The 15357-nt window shown below is 70.2% G+C and carries 17 protein-coding genes; 10 read left to right on the top strand and 7 right to left on the bottom strand.

From position 1 onward, the window contains the following. Positions 1–125 precede the first annotated feature (125 nt). Complete coding sequence (locus tag ACY34K_RS00085) at positions 126–2708, top strand: ABC transporter ATP-binding protein/permease (protein ID WP_462741484.1); 2583 nt, start codon at positions 126–128, stop codon at positions 2706–2708. 103 nt (positions 2709–2811) lie between these two features. Here the strand turns inward: ACY34K_RS00085 and ACY34K_RS00080 are convergent, their stop codons facing one another. The 3 genes from ACY34K_RS00080 to ACY34K_RS00070 all read right to left on the bottom strand — a co-directional run bounded on the left by ACY34K_RS00080 (position 2812) and on the right by ACY34K_RS00070 (position 5615). Continuing rightward, positions 2812–3552, bottom strand: coding sequence for a transglycosylase SLT domain-containing protein (locus ACY34K_RS00080; protein WP_462741481.1), 741 nt, complete (start codon positions 3550–3552; stop codon positions 2812–2814). Between the two features lie 288 nt (positions 3553–3840). After that, a complete protein-coding gene (locus ACY34K_RS00075; protein ID WP_462741478.1) occupies positions 3841–4923 on the bottom strand; it encodes an S-adenosylmethionine:tRNA ribosyltransferase-isomerase in 1083 nt (360 codons plus the stop codon). Next, entirely contained in the window at positions 4920–5615 is a 696-nt protein-coding gene (locus ACY34K_RS00070) for an SDR family NAD(P)-dependent oxidoreductase (RefSeq protein ID WP_462741476.1), read from the bottom strand. Before ACY34K_RS00070 ends, ACY34K_RS00075 begins: the two co-directional genes overlap by 4 nt. Before the next feature lie 167 nt (positions 5616–5782). On the opposite strand from ACY34K_RS00070, the gene ACY34K_RS00065 reads away from it, so the two are divergent. From ACY34K_RS00065 to ACY34K_RS00055, 3 genes are all read left to right on the top strand, one after another. Next, entirely contained in the window at positions 5783–6931 is a 1149-nt protein-coding gene (locus ACY34K_RS00065) for a GAF domain-containing sensor histidine kinase (protein WP_462741473.1), read from the top strand. Continuing rightward, positions 6924–7568: a response regulator gene (locus tag ACY34K_RS00060; RefSeq protein ID WP_462741470.1), complete on the top strand. Its 645-nt coding sequence runs from the start codon at positions 6924–6926 to the stop codon at positions 7566–7568. The genes ACY34K_RS00065 and ACY34K_RS00060 overlap by 8 nt, the downstream gene beginning before the upstream one ends. 179 nt (positions 7569–7747) lie before the next feature. Beyond that, positions 7748–7990: a chaplin gene (locus tag ACY34K_RS00055; protein WP_462741467.1), complete on the top strand. Its 243-nt coding sequence runs from the start codon at positions 7748–7750 to the stop codon at positions 7988–7990. Positions 7991–8074: 84 nt separating this feature from the next. On the opposite strand, the gene ACY34K_RS00050 is transcribed toward ACY34K_RS00055, so the two are convergent. Then, on the bottom strand, positions 8075–8860 hold the full coding sequence (locus ACY34K_RS00050; protein ID WP_462741463.1) for a hypothetical protein: 786 nt from the start codon (positions 8858–8860) through the stop codon (positions 8075–8077). Between the two features lie 115 nt (positions 8861–8975). Here ACY34K_RS00050 and ACY34K_RS00045 point away from each other — a divergent pair, with 115 nt between their 5' ends. From ACY34K_RS00045 to ACY34K_RS00025, 5 genes are all read left to right on the top strand, one after another. After that, positions 8976–9767 carry an ABC transporter ATP-binding protein gene (locus ACY34K_RS00045; protein ID WP_462741460.1) on the top strand — a complete coding sequence of 264 codons (792 nt, stop codon included), beginning with the start codon at positions 8976–8978 and terminating at the stop codon, positions 9765–9767. Between the two features lie 60 nt (positions 9768–9827). Further along, on the top strand, positions 9828–10256 hold the full coding sequence (locus tag ACY34K_RS00040) for an NfeD family protein (RefSeq protein WP_462741457.1): 429 nt from the start codon (positions 9828–9830) through the stop codon (positions 10254–10256). Positions 10257–10370: 114 nt separating this feature from the next. Continuing rightward, positions 10371–11324, top strand: coding sequence for an SPFH domain-containing protein (locus tag ACY34K_RS00035; RefSeq protein ID WP_462741454.1), 954 nt, complete (start codon positions 10371–10373; stop codon positions 11322–11324). 81 nt (positions 11325–11405) lie between these two features. After that, entirely contained in the window at positions 11406–12176 is a 771-nt protein-coding gene (locus ACY34K_RS00030) for a sulfite exporter TauE/SafE family protein (protein WP_462741451.1), read from the top strand. Between the two features lie 3 nt (positions 12177–12179). Further along, positions 12180–12368: a DUF1272 domain-containing protein gene (locus ACY34K_RS00025; protein ID WP_462741448.1), complete on the top strand. Its 189-nt coding sequence runs from the start codon at positions 12180–12182 to the stop codon at positions 12366–12368. A gap of 42 nt (positions 12369–12410) precedes the next feature. On the opposite strand, the gene ACY34K_RS00020 is transcribed toward ACY34K_RS00025, so the two are convergent. From ACY34K_RS00020 to ACY34K_RS00010, 3 genes are all read right to left on the bottom strand, one after another. After that, positions 12411–12920, bottom strand: a complete 510-nt coding sequence (locus tag ACY34K_RS00020; RefSeq protein ID WP_462741446.1) for an HNH endonuclease — start codon at positions 12918–12920, stop codon at positions 12411–12413. Positions 12921–13068: 148 nt separating this feature from the next. Continuing rightward, a complete protein-coding gene (locus tag ACY34K_RS00015) occupies positions 13069–13599 on the bottom strand; it encodes a YbhB/YbcL family Raf kinase inhibitor-like protein (protein WP_462741443.1) in 531 nt (176 codons plus the stop codon). A gap of 60 nt (positions 13600–13659) precedes the next feature. Then, entirely contained in the window at positions 13660–14442 is a 783-nt protein-coding gene (locus tag ACY34K_RS00010) for a sporulation protein (protein WP_462741440.1), read from the bottom strand. 84 nt (positions 14443–14526) lie between these two features. Here ACY34K_RS00010 and ACY34K_RS00005 point away from each other — a divergent pair, with 84 nt between their 5' ends. After that, positions 14527–15168, top strand: a complete 642-nt coding sequence (locus tag ACY34K_RS00005) for a DNA-3-methyladenine glycosylase (protein ID WP_462741437.1) — start codon at positions 14527–14529, stop codon at positions 15166–15168. Positions 15169–15357: the final 189 nt, after the last annotated feature.

Raw genomic sequence — 15357 nt, 5'->3', positions numbered from 1 at the left:
CCGTTCGCCGGCGCGCTGTCTTCGCACCGCCCGACTTTCCGTTCCGGGACCGGGCCTGAAATAGTTCCCCCCGATGTTCACCATCCCTAGACTCCCCGCGACGGGAGTCACTCGGGGGACAACTAGTGGGGCATGGAGTGCCGGAACTCGTACTGGAATTGAATGGAAGGACCTGGACTCTCGATCCGTCCAGGTCGTACACCCTGGGACGCGATCCGCAGGGGGACCTGGTGATCGACGATGCCAGGGTGTCGTGGCGCCATGCCACGATCACCTGGGGCGGCCGCAGTTGGGTCATCGAGGACCACGGCTCCACCAACGGCACGTACGTGCAGGGCCAGCGGATCCACCAGATGGAGATCGGCCCCGGCTCCGCCGTGCACCTCGGCAACGCCACGGACGGGCCCCGGCTGAGCCTCACGAGTGCCGAGGCCGGTGCGTACAGCGCCCAGGCCGCCGCACCGCAGGCGCAGTCCCACCAGGGTCCGCCCCAGCAGCCGCAGCAGGCCTGGCAGCAACAGCAGCAGGCGCCCGCCCCGCAGCAGCAGGGCTGGCAGCAGCAACAGCAGCCTCAGGCACCGCACCAGGTGCCGCAGGCCCAGCCGCAGGTGCCGCACCAGCAGTCGGCCCCTGCCGAGCAGTACGCCCAGAAGGCCCCGGGCCACGGCGGTGCCGCGGGGGCTCCGCCGGTCTACGGCGACCGCAGCCCCACGACGTTCCACCAGGTCGCCCTCGGCCGCGTCATGCGCATCGGCCGTGCCCTGGAGAACGAGCTGGTCGTCTCTGACCTCCAGGTCTCCCGCCACCACGCCGAGTTCCACGCCACGCCCGACGGCCGCTTCGAGATCCGCGACCTCGGCTCCCACAACGGCACGTACGTCAACGGTCAGCCGATCGCCAAGGGCGGCTCCGTCCTCATCGGCCCCAACGACATCGTGGGTGTGGGTCACTCGACCTTCCGGATCGTCGGCGGGCAGCTCGAGGAGTTCGTCGACACCGGCGAGGTCTCCTTCTCCGCCCGCCACCTCACCGTCACGGTCGACGGCGGCAAGCAGATCCTCAAGGACGTCACCTTCGGCGTCCCCGAGAAGTCACTGATCGGCGTCATCGGCCCCTCCGGCTCCGGCAAGTCCACGCTCCTGAAGGCGCTGACCGGATATCGCCCGGCCAACGAGGGTGACGTCCTCTACGACAACCGCAGCCTCTACAAGCAGTTCGCCGAGCTGCGCCAGCGCATCGGTCTGGTTCCGCAGGACGACATCCTGCACAAGGAGCTGACCGTCCAGAAGGCGCTCCGCTACGCGGCCAAGCTCCGCTTCCCCGGTGACACCGCCGAGGCCGAGCGCGAGGCCCGCATCGACGAGGTGCTGCGCGAGCTGAAGCTCGACATCCACAAGGAGAAGAAGGTCACCTCCCTCTCCGGCGGCCAGCGCAAGCGTGTCTCGGTGGCCCTGGAGCTCCTCACCAAGCCGTCGCTGATCTTCCTGGACGAGCCCACCTCCGGTCTCGACCCGGGCATGGACCGCGACGTCATGCAGCTGCTGCGCGGCCTCGCCGACGACGGCCGCACGGTCCTCGTCGTCACCCACTCGGTGGCCGAGCTGGGCCTGTGCGACAAGCTGCTCGTCATGGCGCCCGGTGGGTCGGTGGCCTACTTCGGCCCGCCGGAGGAGGCGCTCAACTTCTTCGGCTACAGCACCTGGGCCGACGTCTTCTCCGCCTTCGAGAACTACCGCGACTACGACTGGGCGGGCCGCTGGAAGGGCTCGCAGCACTACCAGATGTACGCCGCGGACATCGACGCCGTCGCCGCGCAGCCGGTCCAGATGCCGCAGCAGGCGATGGCCCGCCCGCCCAAGCCGCAGGGCTGGGGTTCCCAGCTGTGGACCCTGATCCGCCGCTACGTGTCGGTCATCGCGTCCGACAAGGGCTTCATGGGCCTGATGGTGATCCTGCCCGCCGTCCTCGGCGTGGTCTCCGTCGTCATTCCCGCCGACTTCGGTCTCGCGCCGCCCAAGCCGCCGTCCCGGTTCAACGGTGACGCCGGCACGATCATGCTGATCCTCGCGGTCGGCATGTGCTTCTCCGGCGCCGCCAACTCCGTACGAGAGCTGATCAAGGAACGGGTCATCTACGAACGGGAGCGGGCCACCGGCCTGTCCCGCTCGGCGTACCTGATGTCCAAGGTGATCGTCCTCGGCGTGATCACGGCCATCCAGGGCGTCATCATCTGCGCCATCGGCTTCGCCACCCGCGAGCTGCCCGAAGAGGGCCTGATCATGCCGCCGGCCGTCGAGCTCTGCGTCACGATCATCGCGCTCGGCTTCACCTCGATGATGTTCGGCCTGGTCATCTCCTCGCTGGTGAAGACCGCCGAGAAGACCATGCCGCTGCTGGTCATGTTCGCCATCGTCCAGGTCGTCTTCACCGGCATCCTGTTCCAGGTGTACGGCTCGCCCGGCCTGGAGCAGTTCGCCTGGCTGATGCCCTCGCGCTGGGCCATCGCCGGCGCGGGCGCGACGCTCGACCTGGCCCACCTCATGCCGCCGTGGGACCCGAAGGACCCGACCAACCTGGACCCGCTGTGGGAGCACACGGCCGGCCAGTGGGGCATGAACATCACCATCCTGCTGCTCATCGGCATCGCCTGCGGCTTCGCGGTGGCGCGCCTGCTCCGCCGGCACGAGCCCGAGGTCATGCGCAAGTGAGCCGGTAACGCGGACGACGCGGAGGGCGGCACCCCGTTCGGGGTGCCGCCCTTCCGCGTTTCGAAGCTCCTGAGGCGCTGGGCCGTCAGGTTGCCCGGATGCCTCAGTAGGCGCTGTTCACGTTGTCCATGGAGCCGTAGCGGTCGGCCGCGTAGTTGCAGGCGGCGACGATGTTGGCGACCGGGTCCCACTGGCTGTGCTTGGTGCCCGGGACGTGGTAGGCGTCGAAGGTCGGCTTGATGACCTGCAGCAGACCGATCGACGGAACACCGTTGATGGCGTTGATGTCCCAGTTGTTGATGGCGTTCGGGTTACCGCTGGACTCCCGCATGATGTTGCGGTGGATGCCCTCGTAGGTACCCGGGATGTTGTGCTTCTTCATGATGTCGAGCGCCTCGCGGATCCAGCCGTCCAGGTTGTTGGCGTAGACCGGCTTGCGGGCGGCGGCGCGGCTGGCGGCGGCCTTGGCGGCGGCGCGCTTCTTCGCGGCGGCCTCGGCCTTGGCCTTGGCGGCCGCGGCGGCCTTCGCCTTGGCGGCGGCCTGGGCCTTGGCCTTGGCGGCCGCGGCGGCCTTCGCCTTGGCGGCGGCCTGGGCCTTGGCGGCGGCGTCGGCCTTGGCCTTCAGCTCGATGGCCGTCTGCTGCTCGTTCAGGCCGAGGTGCAGCGGCTTGTTCTGGGTGCTGCCGAAGGCGACCGGCGCGGCGGCGGCAACAGCCTGCGGCTCGGTCTCCGCGGCGGCGTCGTTGCCGGGAACGACGGAGAAGGCGAGGGCGGCGGCGCTGAGCGTGGCAACGCCGGCGAGGGAGATCTTGTGGTTCTTCTTGAGACGGCTGAACGCGGACATGCAGTCGTACCTCTTCGAATCGCGGGAGTTGCCAGGCCGGGTGGCGCTGCGCCTGCTCGGCGGGCAACGGCTGCAATTCTTAGCGGCCGCAAAATCCTGTGGCAAAGGTGTGACGTACGAAGCCGCATAGTGGATCAGGAGGGTGGGCGAAGCCCCCCAAAACCCCTCCCGCACCCCCTCGACCAGCACTCATGCGGCTTTTGTCCCAGCACTAATCCGCTTCGTAAGTGATCTGGGTCCTATGCGCGGGCTCACATCAGGCGTGTAACAGTCTCACCGCCAGTTGCGTCAGCAATGCGCACTGTGAGGGCTGTCCTCCGGGAGCAGGAGATGGACGTCGCCGAACTCGTGCCACAGGTAGAGACGGCGTAGTGCCTCGGTATAGGCGCAGGTCAGCGCCTCGGTCCCGGCGATCGCCGCCAGCATCAGCAGATGCGACGCGGCCGGCTCGTGCAGTCCCGTCAGCAGACCGTCCACGGCGCGCACACCCCGCTTCGGCGTCACCACCAGGTCCGTCCACCCGGAAGCCGCCCGCACGAGCCCCCGCCCGTCGGCCGCCGACTCCAGCGCCCGCACCGCGGTCGTCCCCACCGCGACCACCCGGCCCCCACCCGCGCGGGCCGCGTTCACGAGCCACGCCGTCGACGCCGGCACCTCGAAGCGCTCCGGGTACGGCGGCTCGTGCGCCTCGGCCGACGCCACCCCCGTGTGCAGGGTGATCGGCGCGAACTGCACCCCCCGGCTCACCAGGCGCGCCACCATCGGGGCGGTGAAGGGCCGCGCGGCACTCGGCATCTCCGCCGAACCCGCCCCGTCGGGCGACGGCACCGCGAACACCGTCTGGTACGCCGACAGCGGCTGGTCCCGGTCGGTGTACCCGTAGCGGATCGGCCGCCCGTACCGCGCCAGAAGCCCCGGCACCTGCACCGACACCGACCCCCACCACAGTCGCGCGGACCCGGTGCTCAGCGACTCCTCCAGCACGAGCCGGCCACCGCCCGGCAGCCGTACGACAAGGCCCGCCGGGCCACCGGCACGCGGGCGTGTGCTGCCCCGCCCGTCCGGATCGCGCAGCTCCACCGCCCAGCGCCCGTCGTCCCCGCGCGTCGAGAAGTGCACGACCACCGGATCCCCACCCGCACCCTCCCCGAGCCGCCCGGTGACCGCCGCCGCCAGCGTCGCCGACGTGTTGACCACCAGCACGTCCCCGGCCCGCAACCGCTCCGGCAGGTCCCGGAAGGCGTGGTGCGACACGGCCGACCCGCGCGACACCATCAGCCGCACGTCGTCCCGCCCCGTACCGCGCTGCTCGGCGGGCAACCGCGCGGACAGTTCCTCCGGCACACGCAGCGCCTCCCACACGGCGGTCACTCGTCCACCCCCGCCGACGTCGCCGCGTACCGCCCGCTCACCGGCCGCCGCGCCAGCAACCTCAGGAACCCCGGTACCACCGACTCGGGAGCCGGTCGCGGTTCGTCGTCGTCCGGGACGGCGGCCGCGTACAGATCGGTCTGCATGTCGCCGGGGTCCACCGCCCACACCCGCAGCCCCGGCTCCTCGACCCCCAGCACCGCCGCCAGCTGGTCGAGCGCCGCCTTCGACGCCCCGTACCCGCCCCACGTGCCGTACGCCTCCGAGGCCGCGTCCGAACTGACCGTGATCACCGCACCGGCCGCACTCGCCCGGAGCAGCGGCAGCGCCTCCTGCACCAGGCCGAGCGCCGCCACCACATTCGTCTCCAGCGCCGCCCGCAGCCCGGCCACCGGCAGCGCCTCCAGCCGCACCAGCGGCTGCGCGCCCAGCGCACTGGCGTTGCTCACCAGCAAATCCAGCCCGCCCAGTTCCCTCGCGGCACCCACCAGCTCCGCGCGGTGCCCGGCGTCCGTGACATCCCCCGGCAGTGCCACCACGCGCGTGCCGTACGCCTCCACCTCCCGCGCGCTCTCCTTCAACACGTCACCCGACCGGGCGTCCAGCACCAGGTCCCAGCCCTCCCGGGCCAGCGCCGAGGCGAGCGCACGCCCCAGCCCCTTGGACGCACCCGTGACGATCGCGACAGCCATGACTCCATCCCCTCTCTGCGGATGTCCCCAGCCTCGGCCCGCGCACCGCCCCGCCGCCTCGTCCCAGCGCCCCGACGACCAGGGAACTTGGACCTAGGTCCGCGGTCCCGGGCCCGGCCGTCCCCGGTCGGATACGGACGGTCACCCCCCACCGGTAACGTGAACGCATGACCGATCGACCACCCCGCTCCGGCCTCTCCGCCGTCAGCACCGCCCTGCTGGCGATGAGCAGGCACCTGGAGGTGCGCGACGTCCTCAAGACGATCGTCGCCTCGGCCCGCGAGCTGCTCGACGCGGAGTACGCCGCGCTGGGCGTGCCCGACGACCACGGCGGCTTCGCCCAGTTCGTGGTCGACGGTGTCAGCGAGGAACAGTGGAAGGCGATCGGCCCCCTGCCCCGGCAGCACGGCATCCTCGCCGCGATGCTCCACGACGCGAAGCCGGAGCGCCTCGCCGACGTGCGCAAGGACCCCCGCTTCGAGGGCTGGCCGTCCGCCCACCCCGAGATGTCGGACTTCCTGGGCCTGCCCGTCCGGGACGGCGACGAGACGATCGGCGCCCTCTTCCTCGCCAACAAGCGCTGCGCCCGGCCGGACAGCGGCTGCGGCTTCACCGCCGAGGACGAGGAACTGCTCGGCATCCTCGCCCAGCACGCCGCGATCGCCCTCACCAACGCCCGGCTCTACGAGCGCAGCCGTGAGCTGACCATCGCCGAGGAGCGCTCCCGGCTCGCCCACGAGCTGCACGACGCCGTCAGCCAGAAGCTGTTCTCCCTCCGTCTCACGGCCCAGGCCGCCGCCGCGCTCGTCGACCGGGACCCGGCCCGCGCCAAGGGTGAGCTCCAGCAGGTCGCCGTACTCGCCGCCGAGGCCGCGGACGAGCTGCGCGCCGCCGTCGTCGAGCTGCGCCCCGCCGCGCTCGACGAGGACGGCCTGGTCAACACCCTCCGTACGCAGATCCAGGTCCTCGACCGGGCCCACAGCGCGCGGGTCACCTTCCACAGCTCCGGCATACGGGCCCTGCCCGCCGCCCAGGAGGAGGCCATGCTGCGCGTCGCGCAGGAAGCTCTGCACAATGCGCTGCGTCACTCCGGGGCGGATCATGTGGCCGTCTCCCTGGTTCGCCGCGGCCAGGGCGCGCACCTGAGCGTCACCGACGACGGCAAGGGCTTCGAACCGAACGCCGTCCGCCGGGCCGGCCGCCATCTGGGTCTCGTCTCGATGAGGGACCGGGCCGGTGGCGTCGGCGGCAGCCTCACCGTGCAGTCCGAGCCCGGCAAGGGCACCACGATCGAGATGGAGGTCCCCGGTGGCTGACAAGACGATCCGCGTCCTGCTCGTCGACGACCACCAGGTGGTTCGCCGTGGCCTGCGCACCTTCCTGGAGGTCCAGGACGACATAGAGGTCGTGGGGGAGGCGGGTGACGGCGCCGAGGGCGTGGCCCGGGCGGAGGAGCTCCGGCCCGACGTCGTCCTGATGGACGTGAAGATGCCCGGCATGGACGGCATCGAGGCGCTCCGCAAGCTCCGCGAGCTGGCCAACCCGGCCAAGGTGCTCATCGTCACCAGCTTCACCGAGCAGCGTACGGTCGTGCCCGCCCTCCGCGCGGGCGCCTCCGGATACGTGTACAAGGACGTCGACCCGGACGCGCTGGCCGGTGCCATCCGCTCCGTCCACGCGGGACACGTCCTGCTCCAGCCGGAGGTGGCCGGGGCGCTGCTCTCACAGGACGAGGCGAACGGCGGCAACGGCCGCGGCGGCACCCTGACCGACCGGGAGCGGGAGGTCCTCGGCCTGATCGCCGACGGCAGGTCCAACCGGGAGATCGCCCGCGCGCTGGTCCTCTCCGAGAAGACGGTGAAGACCCACGTCTCCAACATCCTCATGAAGCTGGACCTCGCCGACCGCACCCAGGCGGCGCTGTGGGCCGTGCGCCACGGCCTGACCGGCTGAGGTCCCACGGCAGCCGCCGGCCGGGCGCGTCGGCCGGTCAACCGGAATGTCGTCTGCCGATCTGAGATTCATACCGTCGTGTGTATGTCACCCGTCCGGCGCAACCTGGACGGGGCGACGCCGTTCTCCATGGCGTGCTGCGGTGATCGCCGCAGCGATAGCCAACGGAGGATCCTGAAGTGAAGACCCTGAAGAAGGCCGCTGCTGTCACCATGGTCGCCGGTGGGCTTGTGGCCGCGGCCGCGGGTGCCGCGTCCGCGACCAGCGCGCACGCGGACGGCCAGGCCATCGGCTCCCCCGGTGTCGGCTCCGGCAACCTGATCCAGGCCCCGGTCCACGTCCCGGTGAACGTCGTGGGCAACACCGTCAGCGTGATCGGCGTCGCCAACCCGGCCTTCGGGAACGAAGGCGTCAACCACTGACGCCCACCGAACCGCCCGGCCCCCAGCGCTCCTGGGGGCCGGTCCGTTTTCCGCCCGGACCCGGACCCGCGCCCCTTTCGCCCCCTACGCCTCCCGCTCCCGCTCCTCCACATACGCGTTGAATGCCGCCACCTGCGCCCGCCGCGCCACCCGCTCCACCGGCCGCAGCGCCTCCGCCCGCGCCGCGATCTCCGACGAGCTCACCGCCCCACCGTGCCCGTTCTCGTACGCCAGCGAGATCAGCAGACCCACCCGCTGAGCGAGCTCCAGCACCCGCACCGCACGCGGCGGGTATCCCGGCGCCAGGAGTTCACGGCCCGCGTGCGCCCGCGCCCGATAGGCGTCCAGCGCCGCCTCCGCCACCGGCCCCGAGGCCGCCACGTCCAGCTTCGTCAGCACCGACGTCGCCTCCCGCAGCGCCTCCGCGAGCTCCCGCTCCGCCTCACCCAGCGCCGGCACGTCCGCCGGCGGCGCCTCCCGCACCGGAAGGCAGTGCCAGACGACCTCCACGTGCACGTCCCCGGCCGGCCCCGCCTCGTACACCTCCGGCACCAGGCCGAACGCCGCCCCGTACCCGACGACCGCCTCCTCGGCCTCCAGCGCCCGCGCGTTGAACTCCGGCGGTCCGCTCAGCCCCAGCGGGTGACCCGGTGCCGGCAGCGCCACCCGCCATCCCGTCACCCCCAGCGACCGCAACCGCCCCAGCGCCAGCGTCAGCCCGACCGGCCCCGCCTCGCCCGGCAGCCCCTCCACCCGGTGCACCGCGTCGTCCGCGACGATCGCGAGCACGGCCTCATCCGGTGACACCAACCCGGCCAGCAGGGCGTTCCCCCATGCGGCCAACCGTCCTGAACGTGGTTCGACAAGCATGCCCCCACCCTAGGTGGCCGGTCCGCCCCACCGGTGGCGTAGGTTTTCCCCTGGGAGCCGCGCCCACAGGCGCGAGCGACGACGAGACTCGACCGCAAGGGGAGACACAACGCTCATGAGCGATGTACTGGAGCTGGTGGACGTATCCGTGGTCCGCGACGGACGCGCTCTGGTGGACGAGGTCTCCTGGTCGGTCAAGGAGGGCGAGCGCTGGGTCATCCTCGGCCCCAACGGCGCCGGCAAGACGACCCTCCTCAACGTCGCGTCCAGCTACCTCTTCCCGAGCCGCGGCACCGCCCGCATCCTCGGCGACCAGCTCGGCAAGGTCGACGTCTTCGAGATGCGCCCGCGCATCGGCATGGCCGGCATCGCCATGGCCGAGAAGCTGCCCAAGGGCCAGACCGTCCTGCAGACCGTCCTCACCGCCGCGTACGGCATGACCGCCACCTGGCACGAGGACTACGACGAGGTCGACGAGCAGCGCGCCCGCGCCTTCCTCGACCGTCTCGGCATGACCGAATACCTGAACCGCAAGTTCGGCACCCTCTCCGAGGGAGAGCGCAAGCGCACCCTGATCGCCCGCGCGCTCATGACCGACCCCGAGCTCCTCCTCCTCGACGAGCCCGCCGCCGGCCTCGACCTCGGCGGCCGCGAGGACCTCGTCCGCCGCCTCGGCCGCCTCGCACGCGACGCCTACGCCCCCTCCATGATCATGGTGACCCACCACGTCGAGGAGATCCCGCCGGGCTTCACCCACGTCCTGATGATCCGTCAGGGCAAGGTCCTCGCCGCAGGCCCCATCGAGATGGAACTCAGCTCCCGCAACCTCTCCCACTGCTTCGGCCTGCCGCTGGTCGTCGAGCACGTCGGCGACCGCTACACCGCCCAGGGCCTCCCCCTCGGCTGACCCACAACCACCCCCACCGCGCCCTGTCGGCGAACGGACCCCCGGTCCTACCATGACCATGTGGACATCGACGCATGGGTCTGGTGGCTGATCGGCGCGGTGGGACTCGGCATCCCCCTCGTCCTGACCGCGATGCCGGAATTCGGAATGCTGTCCGTCGGAGCGATCGCCGGAGCCCTCACCGCGGCTCTCGGCCTGGGCGTGGTGGCCCAAGTCGTCGTCTTCGCCGCTGTCTCCGTCGCCCTCATCGCCGTGGTACGCCCCATCGCCGCACGCCACCGCGACGCACGCCCCCAACTCGCCACCAACGTCGACGCCCTGAAAGGGCGCCAAGCCGTGGTACTGGAACGGGTCGACGGCAGCGGCGGCCGGATCAAGCTCGCCGGCGAGGTCTGGTCGGCCCGCGCCCTCGACGAGGACCTGGCCTTCGAACCGGGAACCCGGGTCGACGTCGTCGAGATCGACGGAGCGACCGCCGTCGTCATGTGACGCACCGCTAGTGACGGAACCCGGTCAACCCCACGGAACGGCGCACACGACACTCCGCCGTCTGGGAAACTCGATCATCGAAAACAACCGGCAGCGAAGGGCACGGGGAACACGATGCCATCAGTCATTATCGTCCTGGTCATCCTGGTGGTGCTGGTCTTCATCGCCCTGATCAAGACGATCCAGGTCATCCCGCAGGCCAGCGCCGCCATCGTCGAGCGCTTCGGCCGCTACACCCGCACCCTCAACGCGGGCCTGAACATCGTCGTCCCGTTCATCGACTCGATCCGCAACCGCATCGACCTCCGCGAACAGGTCGTGCCCTTCCCGCCCCAGCCGGTGATCACCCAGGACAACCTGGTCGTCAACATCGACACCGTCATCTACTACCAGGTGACCGACGCGCGCGCCGCGACCTACGAAGTCGCCAGCTACATCCAGGCGATCGAGCAGCTCACCGTCACCACCCTCCGCAACATCATCGGCGGCATGGACCTGGAGCGCACCCTCACCTCCCGCGAGGAGATCAACGCCGCCCTCCGCGGCGTCCTCGACGAGGCCACCGGCAAGTGGGGCATCCGCGTCAACCGCGTGGAACTGAAGGCCATCGAGCCCCCGACGTCCATCCAGGACTCGATGGAGAAGCAGATGCGCGCCGACCGCGACAAGCGCGCCGCCATCCTCACCGCGGAAGGCATCCGCCAGTCGCAGATCCTCACCGCCGAAGGCGAGAAGCAGTCCGCGATCCTCCGCGCCGAAGGCGAGGCCAAGGCCGCCGCCCTGCGCGCCGAAGGTGAAGCCCAGGCCATCCGCACGGTCTTCGAATCCATCCACGCCGGCGACCCCGACCAGAAGCTGCTCTCCTACCAGTACCTCCAGATGCTCCCGAAGATCGCCGAAGGCGACGCCAACAAACTCTGGATCGTCCCCAGCGAGATCGGCGACGCCCTCAAGGGCCTCTCCGGCGCCTTCGGCAACCTCGGCAGCGGTGCCCCCGGCTTCAACACCTCCGGCAACGGCAAGGAGCGCCCCCCGGCGCAGCGACGCGAGGAACCCCCCGTCGACTGACGCACCCCGCCTTCGTGCATGATCAGTGCATCAAGCACCGATCCTGTACGCACGCATCATGCACGAGGCAAGGGGCACACCGTGACGACCTGGGAGATGCTCGCCGTCTTCGCCGCGGGCATCGGCGCCGGCACCATCAACACCATCGTGGGTTCGGGAACGCTGATCACGTTCCCGGTCCTGCTCGCCACCGGCCTCCCACCGGTCACCGCCACCGTCTCCAACGCCCTCGGTCTCATCCCCGGCTCCATCAGCGGCGCCATCGGCTACCGCGCCGAACTCACCGGCCAGCGCCGCCGCGTCCTGCGCCTGAGCATCGCGGCCGCCACGGGGGGACTCGCCGGAGCCATACTGCTCCTGCTCCTGCCCTCCACCGCCTTCGAGACCATCGTCCCGGTGCTCGTCGCCCTCGCGCTCACGCTGGTCCTCCTGCAGCCCCGCATCTCGCGGGCCGTTCAGCGCCGCCGCGAGCGCGAAGGCGCCCCCACGGACCCCGACGGCGGCCCTCTCCTCTTCGCCGGCCTCCTCCTCGCCAGCGTCTACGGCGGCTACTTCACCGCGGCCCAGGGGATCATCTACCTCTCCCTCATGGGCATGCTGCTCAACGACACCCTGCAGCGCCTCAACGCCGTCAAGAACATCCTCGCGGCAGTCGTCAACACCATCGCCGCGCTCTTCTTCCTCTTCGTCGCCCACTTCAACTGGACGGCCGTACTCCTCATCGCGGTCGGCTCCACCATCGGCGGCCAGATCGGCGCGAAAGTCGGCCGCCGACTGCCCCCGACGCTCCTGCGCGCAGTGATCATCACCGTTGGTATCCTCGCGATCATTCAACTTCTCACGAGGGACTGACCCATGGCACTGGAGATGCGCGAGATCTGCGAGCGGTGCGAGGCGGCCACACCCCCGACCGCGGCCGCCTACATCTGCAGCTACGAATGCACCTTCTGCCAGACCTGTACGACGGCCATGCGGAACATCTGCCCCAACTGCGGTGGCGACCTCGTCCCGCGCCCCACGCGCAAGAAGCCCGCCTCGACCTGAGACGGGCTTCCGGACCCACGGGGGCCTTGCTTCCGGCGGCGACTACGCGGCCGCCGACTGCGCGAGCCACTCCGGCAACGCGGACCGCTCACCGGCCCGCATCGCCAGCAGCATCGCGTCCGCCGGCGACGGCACGAACGGCTCATGCAGCAACGGCATCCCCGCCTGCTCCGGCGTACGGTCCGCTTTGCGGTGATTGTCCTCCGCGCAGGACGCCACCGTATTCAGCCAGCTGTCGCCACCACCCTGCGCCCGCGGCACCACATGGTCCACGGTCGTCGCGCGCCCACCGCAGTACGCGCACCGGTGCTGGTCCCGTACCAGCACACCCCGCCTCGACCACGGGGCCTGTCTTCGGAACGGCACCCGGACATACCTGCACAACCTGATCACCCGCGGTACCGGCAGCTCCACCCGGGCGGCCCGCACACGCAGCTCGGGATGCTCCTGCTCCACCACAGCCTTGTCCTGCAGCACAAGCACCACCGCACGGTTGAGTGTCACCGTCGACAGCGGCTCGAAGCTCGCGTTCAGTACCAGCGTGTCCCGCATTTGTGCCCACCTCCCGTGTGCCGGCCCACCCCCCTGGCGGGCTTGGATCAACTCTGGCCGGGCGCGCCGGGTTGGACAACGCAATAAAAATGCCCGCTCCTGATCTCTCCAAGACCAGAAGCGGGCAAACAAAAAGCGAACGGCAGCCCTACGCCGGGGACTCGTACTCCCCGATCAGCTGCGCCCGACCCAGCGTGTGGAACCGCAGATTGAACCCGATCGCGGCCGGCGAAGCGTCCGCGTCGGGCCCCAGCTTCTCCGTGTCCACCGCGTACACGGTGAACACATACCGGTGGTTCTCACCCGCGGGCGGAGCCGCCCCACCGAAGTCCTTCGACCCGTAGTCGTTGCGGACGTGCACCGCACCCGCGGGCAGCCCCTCGAACTTCCCGCTGCCCGCACCCGCCGGCAACTCGGTGACCGACGCCGGGATGTCGAACAGCACCCAGTGCCAGAACCCGCTCCCGGTCGGAGCGTCCGGATCGAAGCACGTGACGGCGAAGCTCTTCGTCCCGGCCGGGAACCCCTCCCACCGCAGATGCGGCGACGTGTTCCCCTCCGCGTACACCTGTGCGTCCGACAGCACAGCCCCCGGCGCCACATCTTCACTCACCACCGTGAACGACTGCACCGGCGGATGAAAGTCGTGAGGGAGCGGCGCCCTCTTCCCCTCGGCCACTTGTGAACCTCCGATTTCGCCTGTCCTGTGTCCTACCCGGTCGACCCGGGTCTCCCGAGACTAGAACCAGTTACGGCGGCCACCGACATCGGCGAGCCACTGGTTGAGGTAGGCGGCCCAGTCGGTGTTCTGGAAGTCGTTCAGCCCCACCTTGAACGCCCGGTAGGAGTCGCTGCTCTCACTGAACAGGCCCGGCTTCTTGTCCATCTCCAGCACGACGTCCATCTCGCGCTCGTCGGCGACGAACGTCAGCTCGACCTGGTTCAGCCCCCGGTACTGCTGCGGCGGCAGGAACTCGATCTCCTGGTAGAACGGCAGCCGCTGCCGCGTCCCGCGGATGTGCCCTCGCTCCATGTCCGCGCTCTTGAATCGGAAGCCGAGCTGGATGAAGGCGTCCAGAATGGCCTGCTGCGCCGGCAGCGGGTGCACATTGATCGGGTCCAGGTCCCCGGAGTCCACCGCCCGGGCGATCTCCAGCTCCGTCCTCACACCGATGTCCATGCCGTGCAGGTGCTGACCCGCGATGTTCGTGACCGGCGTCTCCCACGGGATCTCCAGCCCGAACGGCACCGCGTGCACCGCCCCGGCCTTCACCTGGAAGGCTCCACCGAGCCGCACCTTCGTGAACTCGATGTCCTGCTTCACCTCCTGGTCGCCGCCCTCGACCTCGACGCGCGCCTGCAGACCGACCGAAAGCCCCTCGATCTGCTGGTCCACCGAACCGCCCTGGATCCGCACCTCACCCTGTACGACCCCACCGGGCACCACGTTCGCCTCGATGAGCACCGTCTCCACGGACGCCCCACCGGCGCCCAGGCTCGCGAGCAGCTTCTTGAACCCCATGATCACTCCTTTTCGGATCCTGACCCCATACATACGCGCATACGCGCGACGACCGTAACCGGTTCCCCACTACGCTCGTACGACATGATCGAGAGCCCCGACCGTACGCCGCTGCCGCGGGACTTTTTCGACCGCCCCGTACTGGAGGTCGCCCCGGACCTGCTCGGCCGCACCCTGGTACGTATGACGGACGACGGCCCCATCGAACTCCGCCTCACCGAGGTGGAGGCCTACGCGGGTGAAGCCGACCCGGGCTCCCACGCCTACCGGGGCCGCACGGCACGCAACGCGGTCATGTTCGGACCCCCGGGCCATGCGTACGTCTACTTCACCTACGGCATGTGGCACTGCCTGAACCTGGTCTGCGGGCCCGAGGGCTCCGCCGGCGGTGTACTGCTCCGAGCGGGCGAAATCCGAGTGGGCCGGGATCTGGCCCGCAAACGCCGAATCTCGGCCCGGTACGACAAGGAACTGGCCAAGGGTCCCGCCCGCCTGGCCACCGCGCTCGATGTCGACCGGACTCTCGACGGCACCGACGCCTGCGCCGGCCCCGAGTCCCCTCTGTCCGTACTCACCGGCATCCCCGTCCCCGCCGACCAGGTACGCAGCGGCCCGCGCACCGGAGTGGGGGGTGACGGAGCCCAGCACCCATGGCGCTTCTGGGTCGACGGCGATCCCACGGTGAGCCCCTACCGGGCTCACACGCCGCGCCGGAGGAGGACTTGACTCCGGGGACTGATGCGCCTAATCTCGACCGAGCCGCAAGAGCCGGGCCTGCTGTTCGAGGCACCCCGGAGCGGCCATCCACTCACCACCGATCGATCTTCCCCAACGGGTTCGGGTTTCGGCATGTCCGGAATTTATTCCCGAAGGACTCGATTATGAGTCGCCGGGAAAATCGGTTAACGTAGTGAG

The sequence above is a fragment of the Streptomyces sp. STAM6 genome, assembly GCF_054963715.1.
The sequence above is the reverse complement of the archived record's forward strand: the minus strand, read 5'-3'. Positions and strand labels throughout refer to the sequence as shown.

Bases quoted from the DNA above. Each gene is read 5' to 3' on its own strand.
- ACY34K_RS00080 (WP_462741481.1), bottom strand. From the start codon at position 3,552: ATGTCCGCGTTCAGCCGTCTCAAGAAGAACCACAAGATCTCCCTCGCC.
- ACY34K_RS00070 (WP_462741476.1), bottom strand. From the start codon at position 5,615: ATGGCTGTCGCGATCGTCACGGGTGCGTCCAAGGGGCTGGGGCGTGCG.
- ACY34K_RS00065 (WP_462741473.1), top strand. From the start codon at position 5,783: ATGACCGATCGACCACCCCGCTCCGGCCTCTCCGCCGTCAGCACCGCC.
- ACY34K_RS00050 (WP_462741463.1), bottom strand. From the start codon at position 8,860: ATGCTTGTCGAACCACGTTCAGGACGGTTGGCCGCATGGGGGAACGCC.
- ACY34K_RS00045 (WP_462741460.1), top strand. From the start codon at position 8,976: ATGAGCGATGTACTGGAGCTGGTGGACGTATCCGTGGTCCGCGACGGA.
- ACY34K_RS00035 (WP_462741454.1), top strand. From the start codon at position 10,371: ATGCCATCAGTCATTATCGTCCTGGTCATCCTGGTGGTGCTGGTCTTC.
- ACY34K_RS00025 (WP_462741448.1), top strand. From the start codon at position 12,180: ATGGCACTGGAGATGCGCGAGATCTGCGAGCGGTGCGAGGCGGCCACA.
- ACY34K_RS00020 (WP_462741446.1), bottom strand. From the start codon at position 12,920: ATGCGGGACACGCTGGTACTGAACGCGAGCTTCGAGCCGCTGTCGACG.
- ACY34K_RS00010 (WP_462741440.1), bottom strand. From the start codon at position 14,442: ATGGGGTTCAAGAAGCTGCTCGCGAGCCTGGGCGCCGGTGGGGCGTCC.
- ACY34K_RS00005 (WP_462741437.1), top strand. From the start codon at position 14,527: ATGATCGAGAGCCCCGACCGTACGCCGCTGCCGCGGGACTTTTTCGAC.